Annotated in this window: 11 protein-coding genes; 5 read left to right on the top strand and 6 right to left on the bottom strand. The window is 66.2% G+C overall.

From position 1 onward, the window contains the following. A partial coding sequence (locus DWF00_RS04920) for a metallophosphoesterase (protein WP_114831660.1) occupies positions 1-4,666 on the bottom strand: 4,666 nt, incomplete at its 3' end. 129 nt (positions 4,667-4,795) lie between these two features. Here DWF00_RS04920 and DWF00_RS04925 point away from each other — a divergent pair. The 5 genes from DWF00_RS04925 (at position 4,796) to oxlT (ending at position 10,504) form a co-directional block, all read left to right on the top strand. Then, positions 4,796-5,701, top strand: a complete 906-nt coding sequence (locus tag DWF00_RS04925; protein ID WP_114831661.1) for a LysR substrate-binding domain-containing protein — start codon at positions 4,796-4,798, stop codon at positions 5,699-5,701. A 499-nt stretch (positions 5,702-6,200) separates the two neighbouring features. Beyond that, positions 6,201-6,644, top strand: a complete 444-nt coding sequence (locus DWF00_RS04930; protein ID WP_114831662.1) for a PAS domain-containing protein — start codon at positions 6,201-6,203, stop codon at positions 6,642-6,644. Between the two features lie 127 nt (positions 6,645-6,771). Further along, a complete protein-coding gene (gene frc, locus DWF00_RS04935; RefSeq protein ID WP_114831663.1) occupies positions 6,772-8,022 on the top strand; it encodes a formyl-CoA transferase in 1,251 nt (416 codons plus the stop codon). A 186-nt stretch (positions 8,023-8,208) separates the two neighbouring features. Then, on the top strand, positions 8,209-8,886 hold the full coding sequence (locus tag DWF00_RS04940; RefSeq protein ID WP_114831664.1) for an alpha/beta hydrolase: 678 nt from the start codon (positions 8,209-8,211) through the stop codon (positions 8,884-8,886). A 289-nt stretch (positions 8,887-9,175) separates the two neighbouring features. Next, complete coding sequence (oxlT, locus tag DWF00_RS04945) at positions 9,176-10,504, top strand: oxalate/formate MFS antiporter (protein ID WP_114831665.1); 1,329 nt, start codon at positions 9,176-9,178, stop codon at positions 10,502-10,504. Between the two features lie 155 nt (positions 10,505-10,659). Here the strand turns inward: oxlT and DWF00_RS04950 are convergent, their stop codons facing one another. The 5 genes from DWF00_RS04950 to DWF00_RS04970 all read right to left on the bottom strand — a co-directional run bounded on the left by DWF00_RS04950 (position 10,660) and on the right by DWF00_RS04970 (position 15,453). Beyond that, a complete protein-coding gene (locus tag DWF00_RS04950) occupies positions 10,660-11,472 on the bottom strand; it encodes a GntR family transcriptional regulator (protein WP_114831666.1) in 813 nt (270 codons plus the stop codon). Positions 11,473-11,613: 141 nt separating this feature from the next. Beyond that, positions 11,614-12,111, bottom strand: coding sequence for a LeuD/DmdB family oxidoreductase small subunit (locus DWF00_RS04955; protein ID WP_114831667.1), 498 nt, complete (start codon positions 12,109-12,111; stop codon positions 11,614-11,616). Beyond that, positions 12,108-13,370 carry a 3-isopropylmalate dehydratase large subunit gene (locus DWF00_RS04960; RefSeq protein ID WP_114831668.1) on the bottom strand — a complete coding sequence of 421 codons (1,263 nt, stop codon included), beginning with the start codon at positions 13,368-13,370 and terminating at the stop codon, positions 12,108-12,110. The genes DWF00_RS04955 and DWF00_RS04960 overlap by 4 nt, the downstream gene beginning before the upstream one ends. Before the next feature lie 11 nt (positions 13,371-13,381). Further along, complete coding sequence (leuB, locus tag DWF00_RS04965; RefSeq protein ID WP_114831669.1) at positions 13,382-14,518, bottom strand: 3-isopropylmalate dehydrogenase; 1,137 nt, start codon at positions 14,516-14,518, stop codon at positions 13,382-13,384. Positions 14,519-14,529: 11 nt separating this feature from the next. Beyond that, complete coding sequence (locus tag DWF00_RS04970) at positions 14,530-15,453, bottom strand: dihydrodipicolinate synthase family protein (protein WP_114831670.1); 924 nt, start codon at positions 15,451-15,453, stop codon at positions 14,530-14,532. Positions 15,454-15,460 lie beyond the last annotated feature (7 nt).

Consider the following 15,460-nt stretch of genomic DNA (forward strand, 5'->3'; position numbering starts at 1 on the left):
CGTCGAGGTCGTCGTCGCCGCTGCCGCCCGCGAGCGCGTCGTTGCCCTCGCCGCCGAGCAGCGTGTCGTCATCCGCCCCGCCGTCGAGCGTGTCGTTGCCCGCCAAGCCGCTCAGAACGTCGTCGCCAGCTAGGCCGCTCAGCGCGTCGTCCCCAGCCGTACCCGTCAGGAGGTCGTCGCCCGGCGTCGCGACCGGGGCGTCAGGCACCTCGGCGAGCGAGACCACCGTCACGTCGTCGAAATTCACCCCCTGGCTGCCCCAGGAATAGAGGCCGAAGGTACCGCCATTCAGCCCGCGATCCTCGATCGCATAGGGGAAGAGCGCCTCGCCATCGATGAAGGCCGAGATCTTGTGGTCGACGATGTCGACGCGCAGGCTCGTCTCCCGGTTGACTGCGTACTTGTTCCAGGCTTGGCCGAGCACTTCCTCGACGCCATCCTGCAGGCGGACCAGGGTCCAGACCTGGAATTGGTGGTTCAGCTCGAGCTTATAATAGTTGTTCGGGTCCTGATAATAGAACACCAGGCCGAGGCCATCGTCGTCAGGCGTCTTGAACGAGGTCTCGACCGAATAGTCCTTCCAGGCATAGGCGCCGGCCGCTTCCGCGTCATAGATCGCGATCGTACCCTTGCGCAGGATGTAGTTGCCGTCGCCGAGCGGGCTCCAGCCCTTCTGCCAATCATCGGCATTGCTCGGGCCGCCGGCCGTAAGCTGCTCGCTGTAGATGTTCGACTTCTGATAGAGCCGCCCGTTCTCGACCACCCAGTTCGACGGCCCGCTGATCGTGCCCTCGTCGAGGATCGTCCAGACGTCGGAGAGCGGGCCAGTGTCGAAGCCGTCCTGCATCAGCACGGCGCCATGATCGACAACGTCGACTGCAATCGTATCGGTCGAGACCTTGCCGGTGCTGTCGGTGACCTCAAGCACGACCTGCTTGGTGCCGACCGCGAGCTCGACCGCCGCGTCGCGCGTCTCGGCGACGACCTCGCCGCCGACGAGCCAGCGATAGCTGACAATCGCATCCGGCCCGAACGAGCTTTCCGCCGTCAGGTGGACCAGGGCCGCGTCGTGGCCTTCTTCGGCGATGGCGCGCATGTCGCCCTCGCCATGGGCGGTGAGAGCGAGCTTGTTGACGGTGATGTCGTCGAAGATCGAGCTCTTCTGCCCGCTCGAATAGACGCCGATCGAGCCCCCCGAGAGCGGGTTCGCATCGGTGACCGGGCCGTCGAAGACGCTCTTGCCGTCGAGCAGGACGTCGATCCAGTTGCCGGAAACGACGACGCGCAGGTCGAGCTCGTCATTGAAGCGGTAGCCGGCCGAGACCTGGGCCAGCACCGTCTCGACGCCGTTCTGGACGCGCACGAGGCTGCGCGAGACGCCCTCGTTGTCCATGACGAAGCGGTAATAGTTCTGCGCGTCCTTGTAGTAGAAAACCACGCCGATATCGTCGTTATCGGTCGATTTCAGCGAGACGTCGTAGCTGTAATTGCTCCAGTGCATCGCATCGGCGCTATCCCAGACCAGGAGCTTGCCGGCCGCGTCGCTACGGTCGTGCAGCGCGCCCTCGCCCGCGGCAGGGTCGGAGTCGGGCGCGTGGATCGTGCCCTTCACGGACCAGGTGTCGAGGTCCTGGACGTGGTTCTTGTCCCAGAGCGAGAGCGAGCCGTCGCCGAAGCGCGGGTCGAGGCTGCCGTTGTCGAAGTCGAACTGGACGGCATGGGCCGGGTCGATGGCCGCCTCCACCATGATGCCGCCGGCCTTGGCGCCGCCGAGCGCGCCGATCTCGGCCGCGCTCATCACCTTGTCGGTGAAGAAGACGCTGTTGGCGAAGCCGTGCACGGTCTCATAGTCGTTCTGGTACGGCCCCTCGTCGGTGAAGATCAGGAAGCCCTTGACCGGATCGATCTGGTAGCGGTCGGCCGGCATCGATTGCGAGCCGACGAGCACGCCCTGGAGGTACTTCGCCAGGGTGACGGTGCCGTCGCCATTATCCGTCACGGTCAGCGCGATGCGCTGCCATTTGTCGGTGGCGAAGACGCCGGTGTAGTTGCCGCCGATGCCGATGCCGCCGGCCATGTTGACCAGGAAATCGGCGTCGCTGACGTTGGTCGGGTCGGTCTGCAGCAGGGCCATCCAGTGGTTCTTCGCCTCAGGCGCGAAGACGTCCCAGATGATGGTGTAGCTCTTGATCGGGCCGCCATTGGCCGGCCCGAAGCCGGGCTTGAGCAGATAGCCCTCGTCCGGCGCCGTCGCCGGGAACTCCATGATCTCGTCGACGCCGCCCGTGAGCGCGGCGGTGCCGAGTTCGGTCGTCGTGCCGAAATGCGTGGCATCGAAGATGCTGTCGGGCTCGATCACCTCGAACTGGCCGTTGCCATGGCTCGGCTCGAGCGGCGCGCTCGCATTGAAGTCGAACTGGACGGAATGCCCGCCGGCGGGCTGCGTCGCGGAGATGCCGTCGGCATCGGCCTTGCCGAGCGCGGTGACTTGGGCCGCCGTCAGCGCCTTGTCGGCGAACATGACGCTGCTGACATAGCCGGACTGGGTCTGCAGGTCGGAGCCGTTGGGCGCGTTGTCGGAGAAGATCAGGAAGCCCTTGACCGGGTCGATCTGGTAGCGCGAGGTCGGCATCGACTGCGAGCCGACCAGCACGCCGTCGATATATTTCGCCAGGGTCGAGTTGCCGTTGCCGAGATCGGTGACGGTCAGGACCACGCGCTGCCAGACGCCGTACTGGAACGTGCCGGTATAGCTGCCATTGATGCCGATGCCCCCCGACTTGTTGATCAGGAAGTCGGCGTCATTGGCCGAGGACTGCGCCGGGTCGGTCTGCAGGAAGGCGAACCACTGGCTCTTGTTGGCGACGGGCACCAGCACGTCCATGGCGAGCGTGTAGCTCTTGATCGCCGCGCTCGAACCGAAATCCGGGCGGATCAGGAAGCCCTCGGTGGTGGGAGCCGCCGCCGGGAAGGACATCACGCTGCTCGGGCCGCCGGTCATGGCCGGCAGACCGAATTGCGCGGCCGTGCCGAAGACGAGCTTCTCGGAGAAGTCGGGCGCGGCAGCGGCGGCCGGCTTGCTCCAGCCCTCGGCATCGCCGTCGTTGAAGTTCTCGACCAGCAAGGTGCCGGCGCCCTTGACCACGACCAGCGCCTCGTCGGTCGAGACCTTGCCGCTCTGGTCGGTGACGACCAGCGTCAGCGTGTGCTTGCCAGTCTCCAGCTCGACGCTGGCCAGCGCGCCGGTCGCCACGACGTTGCCGTCCTCGTCGCGCCATTCATAGGACTGGGCGAGATCGGGATTGAGCGTGCCGCGGCCGTCGAGCACGACGAGCGTGCTGTTCGCGCCCGCCCCGGCATCGGCGAAGACGTCATTGCCGGCCTTGGCCTGGGCGTAGAGCTCGGGCGTGCCGAGATCGAGCCCGGTGATCTCCTGCTGATGGTCGCGATAGGGGCCCGTCAAGCCGTCGCGGTCGATCTCCTCCTGGTCGCGATAGCCGGTCATGTATTCGTCGCGCTCGGTGAAATAGGTCGAGGTGAAGATGCGGCCATTATCCGGGTCGATGGTCAGCAGGCGGATGGCGCCCTCGCCGCCCTTGGTGACGAGCTCGGTGGTCGAGCCGTTCTGGTAGTCCGCCATCATCTCCAGCACGGTGTTGCCGAACTGCGAGTAGCTGACATTGGTCTCGGCCGAGTCGCCCAGCACGTGGCCGGACAGGGTCATGACGATGTTGGGATATTTGCTGGTCAGCTCGCGATAGACCGTCTCGCCGTCATTCGCGCCCTCGGCGGAATTGGCGACGCCGTAATCGGTCACCGGAGCGGCGCCGATCGTCGAGGCCATCGGGTCGCTGCGGCCGGCATAGGTCGTGAGCGTGTGCGAGGCGATGATGACGCGATGGTCGAGATGGCCGTCGAGCACGTCGCCGGCCCAGCGCAGCACGTCGTCGCGCGGCGCGAATTCCAGGCTCAGCACCAGCCATTTGGTGCCGTCCGGCGCGGTGAAGGTGTGGAAACTGTTGGCCGCCCGCTCGGGCTCGGCATCGTAGACGCCGCCGAACGTATCGGGATTGGTCGCGGCCTGCGCGTCCGGCGAGAACAGGCTGTCGAGGAAGGTGGTGGTGTGGTTGGCGGCCGAGCCGCCCGAGGCCTGGTCGTGGTTCCCCGGCAGGATCGAATAGGGGATCTTGCCGTCGAGCTGATGCAGTGCGGCAGACGCGATCTGCCATTGCGCCGCGTTGTTGTTGTCGGTGACGTCGCCGAGGCCGATGACGAAGTCGATGTTCAGGCTGTCGGCGTTATCGGCGAGCCATTGCGTCATGTCGCCGAAGATGTGGTTCAGCGCAGCGTTCGAGGTGTAGTTCTGCGTGTCCGGCAGCGCCGCGATGGTGAAGGCGTTGGCGCCGGCGGCATTCACGCGCAGATTGTCCGTGACGGAGGCGCCGCCCGCACCCGTCGCGGTCACCACGAGGTCGGCGAAGCCGAGCCCGGTCGCGTTCAAAGTCAGGACGCCGTTGACGATCTCGGCGGAAATCGCGGTGCCGTCGCTGCTCGTGACCGCGAACGTCGTATAGCTGTCGCCGAAAGCCGCTTTGAGATCGATCTGTCTGGTCGCGTCGACGCCGATGCGCAGCAGCTGGTCGTTGATTTGGTTGAGGTGCGCCATGGTCGGTTCTTTCCCTGCGGGACAGACGGGGGATCTGGATGCTCCGACCTATGCGGAGCGCCGACCGGCCAATCCAATAGAAACGGCCAATGCCCGTTATAGGGTGGTTAACCTTGCGGGAGCCCGGGCATGAACGATGCCCAGCTCCGGTGCTTCCACCTCGCCGCCACGGAGGAGAGCATCACGCGCGCCGCGGCTCGCCTCGGCATCAGCCAGCCGACCGTCTCGGCCCAGATCAAGACACTCGAAGAAGGCTACGGCGTGCAGCTTTTCCGCCGCGTCGGCCGGAAGATCGAGCTGACCGATTTCGGCGCGCATCTCAAGGCGATCACGGAACGGATCTACGCGGCGCAGGACGAGGCGCGCGAGTTGCTGATCGGCCACCAGAACCTGAGCAAGGGCCATCTGCGCATCGGCGCCGTCGGCCCGTTTCACGTCTTTCCGGTCCTGCGCGAGCTCGGCACGAAATATCCCGACGTCACATTCTCGCTGCGCTCGGGCAACTCGACCTCGATCTACGATGCGCTCGCGCGCTACGACATCGATGTCGGCATCCTGGCCGACCTCAAGCCCGGCGACCGGAAGTTCCACATCCAGTTCCTGCGGCGGGACGACATCGTCCTCCTGGTCAATCGCGACCATCCCTTCGCGGCGAAGGCGTTCGTCTCCTATGCCGAGCTCGCGCACGAGACAATCATCCTGCGCGAGCAGGGCTCCGTCACCCGCAGCACCTTCCTGAGCGCCCTGATCGCCGAGGACCACAGCATGCCGCGCTTCCTCGAGATCGAGACGCGCGAGGCGACCAAGGAGGCGGTCGCCTGTGGCTTCGGCATCGCGCCGCTGCTGCGCTCGGAGGCGGGCGAGGACGAGCGCTGCACGCTGGTGCGCATCGCGCCGCTGGCCCCCGGCTTCGACGAATACGTCGCCTGCCCGCGCGACCTCATCCGCACCCCGCTGATCAAAGCCTTCCTCGACGCCGCCAGCACGGTCTCGGCCCAGCTCGACATGCTCAAGGCAGCCCGCGCGGACAACTGACCCGCAAGACGGGAACCTCCGCCCCTGCCGGCCTCCCAGCGTCATCACTTTGTCGCGGGTCATTTCTGCGTGAGCGGAAAGCCCAAGGCGGCCGTGCCGATTTGCGCCGCACTCACCCAAATCCACCTGCGCGCGCCTGAAACAGCCGACTGGCAGCCGGATTGACCGGGAGACCGGAGCCGCGCGCGCGAAACCGCGGGCGAAGGCTTCGACATAGGTCCTCTTGACGCCTTTCTCATGGTGGCATACCAAATGCCAATAGAGCTGCCGGACTAGCCCCCTTCGGGGATGCTGACCGAAGCGGGCCAGGCGGCACCGAGCCGAGGAAACGTGAGCATGAGCAACGTCTTAGCGTTGCCTAACCAAGAGGGGCAGGGCCGTCCGGACACCTCCGTGACGGCAGGGCTCCTGTGGCTTGAAGCGCTGGGAATCCCGAACCCGGCCCCCTCTTGCATGCAGGCGTCGAAAAGGGATCAGCGGCGCGGCCGCTGGCAGTCGCATGTCGCAATCGGTTGACTACGCTCAGCTGGTGGCGCGCGCGGGCGACGGGATCGTCGTGTCCGACCCGCAGGGCGTCATCACCGTCTGGAACCACGCGGCGGAGCGGATCTTCGGCTTCAGCGAGGCCGAGGCGCTCGGCCAGTCGCTCGACCTGATCACGCCGGAGCGCCACCGCCAGCACCACTGGGCCGGCTACGACAAGACGATGCGCACGGGCGAGACGCGCTACGGCGCCGACGTGCTGCGGGTGCCGGCCCTGCACAAGGACGGCCGGCCGCTCTCGATCGCCTTCACGGTCGGGCTGATGCTCGGCCCCGACAACACCGTCACCGGCATCACCGCCGTCATTCGCGACGAGACCCAGAAATGGAACGAGGAACGCCAGATGCGCCGCCGTCTGGCAGAACTCGAGGCCCAGGCCGCTCAGACCGTGGCAACATGACTGAACGCATCCGCTTCGAGCCCGCGAAGACGATCAGCGCGGAGATCGAGGCCAGGCGCTTAACAAGTTCGAGTACTTAACAAAGCAGCAAGTGCGCAACGAAGCAGTCGGAAGGGAACTAAACGCTATGAGTCAGCCGCTCGAGGGTATCAAGATCATCGACTTCACGCACGTTCAGGCCGGCCCGGCCTGCACGCAGTTGCTGGCGTGGTTCGGCGCCGACGTCATCAAGGTCGAGCGCCCCGGCGCCGGCGACGTCACGCGCTCGCAGCTTCGCCATGTCGAGAATGCCGACGCGCTCTACTTCACCATGCTGAACAGCAACAAGCGCTCGCTCACGCTCGACACCAAGACCCCCCAGGGCAAGGAGATCCTCGAGAAGCTGATCAAGGAGAGCGACGTCCTGGTCGAGAATTTCGGCCCCGGCGCGCTTGACCGCATGGGCTTCTCCTGGCCGCGCATCAACGAGCTCAACCCGGGCATGATCGTCGCCTCGGTCAAGGGCTTCAGCGACGGCCACCACTATGAGGACCTGAAGGTCTACGAGAACGTCGCGCAATGCGCCGGCGGCGCCGCCTCGACCACCGGCTTCTGGGACGGCCCCCCGACCGTCAGCGCCGCCGCGCTCGGCGACTCCAACACCGGCATGCACCTCGCCATCGGCATCCTGACGGCGCTGCATCAGCGCAACAAGACCGGCAAGGGCCAGAAGGTCGCCGTCTCCATGCAGGACGCGGTGCTGAACCTCTGCCGCGTCAAGCTGCGCGACCAGCAGCGCCTCGACGCGCTCGGCTACCTGGAAGAGTATCCGCAATACCCGCACGGCACCTTCTCGGACGTCGTGCCGCGCGGCGGCAATGCCGGCGGCGGCGGCCAGCCGGGCTGGGTTCTGAAGTGCAAGGGCTGGGAGACCGACCCGAACGCCTATATCTACTTCACCATCCAGGGCCACGCCTGGGCGCCGATCTGCCGCGCCATCGGCAAGGAGGAGTGGATCGAGGATCCGGCCTACAACACCGCCCGCGCCCGCCAGGACAAAATCTTCGACATCTTCGGCACGATCGAGGTCTGGCTCGCGGACAAGACCAAGTTCGAGGCGGTCGACATCCTGCGCAAGTTCGACATCCCGTGCTCGCCGGTGCTGTCGATGAAGGAAATCGCGGCCGATCCGTCGCTGCGCGCCAGCGGCACGGTCGTCGAGGTGCCGCATCCGCAGCTCGGCACCTACCTGACCGTCGGCAGCCCGATCAAGTTCTCGGACATGAAGGTCGACGTGAAGGCCTCGCCGCTTCTGGGCGAGCACACCGACGAGGTGCTGCTCGACCTCGGCTACACCCAGCAGCAGATCGAGGAGCTGCATCAGGCGCGCGCCGTCTGACGCTCCCGACCTGACCCGACCCGGCGAGACGGCGCGCGAACCAGCGGGCCGTCTCGCCTCCTCACCCGATAGCCGCGCTGTCGCCGCGAACATGGTCGATGGCGCCAGCGCGTCGTCAGTTGGCCCCCGGCCTGCCACGGCCGGGCGGCGACGGCGATCGCGACCTCCAGGCCCATGAGAGGCGGCATGCTCGACCCCCATCTCCTGGGCCGGCTCGACTTCGTTCATCAATCGCCGGTGAGCATGCCCTTGCCTGCCGGCCTGAACGCGCTCGGCCTGTTCGACGTGCGCGACACCGCGCTCTACGTGCCCGGGAACGTCGATCCGCACGAGCCGACGCCGCTGGTGGTGCTCTTCCATGGCGGCGGCGGTAGCGCCGCGAAGATCCTGCCGATGTTGCAGCAGCACGCCGAGCAGCGCGGCTTTCTCCTGCTGGTGCCGCAATCGGTCTTCCCGACCTGGGACATCGTCATCGGCGGCAACGGGCCCGATCGCGAGCGGCTCGACGCTGCGCTGGTCGAGGTCGCCTCGCGCTTCCGGCTCGATCCCGCCCATCTCGTCTTCGCCGGCCATTCCGATGGCGGCAGCTACGCGCTCTCGCTCGGCCTGACCAACGGCCATCTCGTCAGCCATGTCGTGGCCTCGTCGGCCGGCTTCATGTCGGTGCACATCCAGGCCGGCGCGCCGCGCGTCTTCATCTCGCACGGGAGGGCGGACGAGCAGATTCCGATCGACCGCAGCGGCCGGGCCCATTCCGCCAGGCTCCGCGAAGCCGGCTATGACGTGACCTATGTCGAATATGACGGGCCGCACGCCTATCAGCCGGCGGTGGTCGCGCAGGCCGTGGATTTTTTCCTGATCTGACGCCCCCGGCATGGAGGCGAGCGCCGCTCCACATCTGCGACATCCCCTACGGATGTCTTGCTTGTAACCGGGCGCGGCACCGCCTGATCTTGGCCGGGACATGAGTCGCCTGGCGGAAACGGTGCGGGCATCCAAACATGATTTTGGCATTACGTATGCCACATATTGTTACCTGAGACCGACCATGTTCGAAATTTGCTGTCTTTTCTGACTTGCCATCTGGCATAATATATACCAACCTGGGTTCAAGCGGCGCGAACAGACCGCAACGAACTCATAGGTGTAGGAAATGACCACAGCGCTTCAGGCCGGGGAAACCGGCCAACGCGTCAGCGATGCCTATCGTTGGACGCAGTTGTTCGTCGGCGTCATCTGCATGGTGATGATCGCCAACCTCCAGTACGGCTGGACCTTCTTCGTCCCCGACATCCAGCAGAAATTCGGCTGGGACCGCGCCGCGATCCAGTGGGCCTTCACGCTGTTCGTCCTGTTCGAGACCTGGCTGGTCCCGATCGAGGGCTGGTTCGTCGACCAGTACGGCCCGCGCATCGTCGTCATCTTCGGCGGCGTGCTCTGCGGCATCGGCTGGCTGATCAACGGCTTCGCTGAATCGCTCAACATGTTCTATGTCGGCCAGGTCATCGCCGGCATCGGCGCGGGCGCCGTCTACGGCACCTGCGTCGGCAACGCGCTGAAATGGTTTCCCGACAAGCGCGGCCTTGCCGCCGGCATCACCGCGGCCGGCTTCGGCGCCGGCTCTGCGCTCACCGTAGCACCGATCCAGTCGATGATCGCCGACTCGGGCTACCAAGCCGCCTTCATCAACTTCGGCATCGGCCAGGCCGTCATCATCTGCGCCATGGCCATCTTCCTGCTCGCGCCGAAGAAGGGCCAGGTACCCCCTCCTGCCGCTTCCACAGCGAACGTGCAGAGCCGTCGCGACTATGCTCCCGGTGAAGTACTGCGCCAGCCGATCTTCTGGCTGATGTACGCGATGTTCGTCGCCGTCGGCGCCGGCGGCCTGATGATCACCGCCAATCTCAAGCCGATCGCGGCCGATCTGCACATCGACAAGATCAACGTCACGCTCATCGGCTTGACCATGACCACGGTGACCTTCGCCGCCACGATCGACCGCATCCTGAACGGCCTGACCCGCCCCTTCTTCGGCTGGATCTCCGACAAGATCGGCCGCGAGAACACGATGTTCATCGCCTTCGGCATGGAAGGCCTCGGCATCTTCCTGCTCTACCTCTGGGGTCACGATCCCATCTGGTTCGTGCTGCTCTCGGGCTTCGTCTTCTTCGCCTGGGGCGAGATCTACTCGCTCTTCCCGGCGACCTGCACCGACACCTTCGGCTCGAAGTTCGCCACGACCAATGCCGGCCTGCTCTACACCGCCAAGGGCACGGCCGCACTGCTGGTGCCGCTGGCGAACTACCTGCAGCAGGCCGAGAACTCGTGGGACGGCGTCTTCCTGATCGCGGCCGGCGCCAACATCGCCGCCTCGCTCCTCGCCATCCTCGTGCTCAAGCCCTGGCGCCGCAGCGTCGTCGCAAGAGCCCAGCGCGAGACGCAAGCTGCCGCTCCGACCCCGCACGGCGTGCCCGCCGAGTAAGGACCTCCCGCGACATCATCCGGACGACTCTCCCAGCGTCCGCTTCGCGGTCACTCCCCGGCGCTCGCGCGCCGGGGTTTTTATTTGCGCGGGATTGACGGTCGGCCACCACCGGAATCGGGCAGAGCAGAACGACCGCGGCAGGCAGGCGATCTCTAGTGCTCGAACATCGCCTGATTTGCGTCGGGCGCAAGTCCGGTCTGACCGACCTCATATGTCAGGGTGTAGTGCTCCCCGAGGAACTGGTTGCGGTTGACCTGCACGACCTGGCCGCGCTCGTCGCGAAAGACGAAGGTCTGGTCGACCAGGGCGGTTCCGGGCGGGCATTTCAGGTGCGCCACGTCCGTGGCGCTCGCCGGCACCGCAGAGACCTGGACGGTGGCGCCCGCGATCTTCAGGCCGAAGCGGCGTTGCAGTACCGGGAAGATGAACACCGCATCAGTGAAATCGGCCTTGGTCAACTGCTCGCCATAGACCGGATGAAAGTAGATCGCCGAATGCCCGATCAGGCGCTCCTGCCAGAGCAGCTCGAGCTTGAGGCAGCGCAGCTTGGTCTTCTCGTCCAGCTCGAAGCCCTTGCGGACCTGCTCGTCCGGCGCCTCCAGGCGGAACGACTTGACGATGCTGCGGCGCCCCGCGCCGCCACGCGTGATGTCCTCGATCGAGCTGATCTGCTTGCGCAGCATGATCTGCGGCGGCACGGCAATGCGGGTGCGACGCGCCTTGCTCTTCTGGATGAAGCCTTCCGCCGCGAGCATCTGCAGCGCCTGCCGCACCGTGATACGGCTGACCCCGTACCGCTTTGACAGCACCGCCTCGCTCGGCAGCGCCTCCCCTACCGCGGCGCGCGGATTGGTCGCGATGGTCGAGCGAAGGGCGTTATAGACCTGTTCGTAGAGGGGAGCCGCAGAGCCGGCGAGCTCCGTGTCGAGTTCGATCTGGCTGCGCTTCAAGCGGGTCGACGTCATCGATGGGCTTGGCTCTTCCTGGAAACTCTTGGGACCAACCTCCGCGGGTCAGATGCGAGCGGCGTAACCCGCCGCTGCAACGCGGTCAAAGGCAAATTCACGTGCAAAAGCGTTCCTGATTCCGGTTGCGGCAACATGCGTTCAGGCAACAGGCGCGATCAGGCCCGAACGCTCCAGAAACGGGAAGACGCCGCCATTGGTCATCAGGTCGAGCAACTGCTTAGGCACCGGCTTGATCGCCAGCCGGGTACCGCGCTCCAGATTGACGACCGTCCAGTTCTCGATCGAGATCTCGGCGGTCTCGCCTTCCTCGAACGCCGCATGGACGCCCGGGCATTCCAGCGCCACGAAACCGAAATTCACGGCGTTGCGGAAGAACAACCCGTTGATCGTTTCAGCCAGCAGGCAGCGCAGCTTGAGATTGCGCAGCGAGCGTGCCGCCGGGCGGCTGGAACCCATGCCGAAATTGCGGCCACCGACCAGCACGTCGCCGGGTTCGACGATCTGCGCCCAGCCGGGGCGGTTGGCAGCGAAGACGGCGTTCTTCTGCTCCTCGTCGGAGACGTAGAGCATCGGTCCCGGCAACATCAGGTCGGTGTTGATGTTGTCGCCGAATGTCCAGACCTTGCCGGCGTTCATGAGCGGGCTCCTTCGGCATAGTCGGGGTGGACGATGTGCCCGGCGATGGCAGAGGCGGCCACGGTCGCGGGCGAAGCCATGAAGATCCGGGCCGACGGATCGCCCATGCGGCCCTTGAAGTTGCGCGTACTCGCCGTGATGCAGGTCTCGTTCGGCCCGAGCAGGCCCATATGGCCGCCGAAGCAGGCGCCGCAGGTCGCCGGCGTGACGACGGCGCCGGCGTCCAGCAAGGTCTGCACGTAGCCCGCCGCAAGGGCCCGGCGATAGATCTGCTGCGAGCCCGGCGTCACGATGAAGCGCACGCCGGTCGCAACCTGCCGCCCGGCGACGACCCGCGCCGCCTCGGCGAGGTCGTCCAGGCTGCCATTGGCGCAGGAGCCGATGAAGGCCTGGTCGATCTTCTGATCGGCGATATCGTCGACGGAGACCGAATTGTTCACCACGGCGTCCGGCAGCGCGACCTGTGGCGTGATTGCGTCGAGGTCGATGGTGTGGCGCGCCAGATAGCGCGCATCCGGATCGGCATAGGCCGGCTCGAAGGGCAGTTCGGTCCGCCCGCTCATGTAGTCGATCAGTATCTGGTCCGGCTCGAAGGTCACGAACTCGGCGCTGAGCTCGGCACCCATGGTCGCGAGCGTGCGGCGGGCGTCGATGCTGAGATTGGCGAGGCCAGGGCCGCCGAACTCGACATTCTGGTTGGCGTGATCGCCGTAGAGCCCGGCGATATGCAGGAAGACGTCCTTGGTCGCGACGCCCGGCCGGAGCTTGCCGACGAGGTCGTAGCGGATCGTCTCCCCGACCTGGAACCAGGCCTTGCCGGTCGTGGCGGCATAGACCATGTCGGGAAAGCCGACGCCGCGCGCCGCGCAGTTGAAGGCGCCGGCGGCGCAGGTATGCGAGTCGGCGCAGACGAGCACCGTGCCTGGCCGCGCATAGCCGTTCTCGGCGATGATCGTGTGGCAGATGCCCTGGTTGGGGCCGACATCGTGGAAGCGCGAGATGCCGAAGCGCTTGACGAAGGCACGGCCATAGCCATGCGCTTCCGCGGCATTCCGGTCGGGCGCCGGCACCATGTGGTCGTAGATCACCGCCGTCTTGTCGGGATCGTTGAGCTTCAGGAATTCGCGCCTGACATTGTGCAGGAAGCTCATGTCGAGGATCACGGTCATGTCGACGTTGACGACCGCGAGCTCGCCCGGAGACACCTTTTCCACGCCGCCGGCGCGGGCAAGAATCTTCTCGATGACGGTCATGCCCATGCTGACCTCCGTTATGTGGCCGGTGTTTCGGAAAGCGTCGCGAGCGCGTCGAGCACCGCGGCGGTCATCTCGGCTGTCGATATCGTCGCAGCTCCGGGCCCGGCGATGTCGGGAGTCCGGTTACCGCGCGCCAGCACGAGATCGACTGCGCGCTCGAGCAACGCCGCATCCTCGGGGCGCCCGAAGGAGAGGTCGAGCGCCATGGCGAAGCTGAGGATGGTGCCGAGCGGATTGGCCTCGCCGCGGCCGACCAGCTCTGGCGCACTGCCATGGAGGGGCTCGTAAAACCCCTTGCGGCGCCCATCCGGCAGACGTTCGCCGACCGAGGCGGACGGCAGCATGCCGGGCGAGGCGGCGATCATCATGGCGCAGTCTGAGAGGATGTCGCCGAACATGTTGTCGGTGAGCAGAATCTCGAACTGCGTCGGCGCTCGCACCAGCTCGGTGGCGCAGGTGTCGACGAAGATGTGGTCGAGCCCGCAATCGGGATAGCTGGCGTCACGCAGCGCCTGCACCTCTTCGCGCCAGAGGATGCCGGATTCCAGCACGTTGGCTTTGTCGACGGACGTCACGCGCCGGCCGCGCTGGCGGGCGATGTCGAAGGCGATGCCGGCGCCCCGGCGAATCTGGGTGCTGGTGAAGACCTGCGTGTTGACGGCGCGGCGTGCGCCGTCGGCGCCGATCTCGATGCCGCGCGGGCCATCGATATAGAGGCCGGCGGTCAGCTCGCGCACGAAGAGCAGGTCGGCATTCCTGACGATCTCTGGCTTGAGCGGCGAGACGTCGTCGAGATGGGGGCTCGCCTTGACCGGGCGCAGGTTGACAACGGCGTCGAGCTGTTGGCGCAGCTTGAGCGCCGTGCCCTGCTTGCGCACTTCCGGTGGGATGCCGGCATAGTCGCGGGCGGAGCCGAGCGCGCCGAGCACGACGGCGTCTGCCTTCGGCAGCTCCGCCAGCACCTCTTCGCGGATCATGCGGCCATGGCTGCGATAGGCCGGCACGCCGTAGGGCTCGTCGATGATCTCGCAGTCGAAACCGCGATGGGCTGCGAACCAGCCGACGACCCGCAGCATCTCGCGGGTCAGTTCGGGGCCGACGCCGTCCCCCGTGAGGACGACGAGCCGGTTGCGCCGGGCTTCCTGTGCCATCGCCGCTTTCCTCAGGCCGGGAGCGGATAGAGCGGATGCATCAGCCCGCTCAGCTTGCGCAGGAGATGGTCGAGATAGGCGACGCCGCGCTCGTCCAGCCTGCGGCCGCCGGTCTGGCGCGTGGCGTTGCTGGCGATGATGCCGCGCCGCTGCAGCACCGACTTGAACATGTGCGCGCCATAGCCGATCTCGAAGGTCAGGAACGGCAGCAGTGCGGCATGCAGATCATGGGCGACATCGTGATCGCCCGCCTCCAGCAGGTCCCAGAGCTTGACCTGCATCTCAGGCAATTCGCTCGCCGGCATGTTGCCGCAGGCGCCACGGCGGTATTCGTCGACCATGAACCGGCACGACTTTCCGCCGAGCATCTCCACCGGCCCGCCGGCGACGGCGAGGATGTCCGTCATCATCTGGCTGGCGAATTCCGTCTCCTCCTTGACGAAGCGGCAGGTCGGGTTGTCGCGCACCAGGTCGACGACGAGCTTGGCCGACATCGGCGTGCCGCCCATGCCGGCCCAGTTCTGGATCACGATCGGCAGATCGGTCGCCTGGGCGAGTTCCGCGTAGAAGGAGCGGATCTCACCTTCTGAGGGTCGCGCCAGCGTCGGCGGCATCGCCATGACCGAGTCCGCGCCGGCCTTGGCGGCGAAGCGGGCAAGCTCGACCGCCATGCTGGCGCAGGGGCTGGACACGCCGACGACGGTCGGAACCTTGCCGCGGCAAGGCTCCAGCGTCCGCTCGATCACCTCGCAGCGCTCCTTCTCGGAGAGAAAGGCCGACTCGCTGGCATTGGCCGAGGCGACGATGCCATGGGCACCGCAGTCGAGGCTGAACTTGACGACCTTGTCGAGGCCTTCGAGATCGAGCGAGAGGTCGGCATGGAAGGGCGTGGGCGGAATGACGAAGATTCCGCGCCAGGTGAACTCGCTAGGCATAATCTAT

Origin of the sequence: Allobosea caraganae, assembly GCF_003351345.1 — a bacterium.
In the GTDB taxonomy this organism is placed as follows: Bacteria; Pseudomonadota; Alphaproteobacteria; order Rhizobiales; family Beijerinckiaceae; genus Allobosea; species Allobosea caraganae.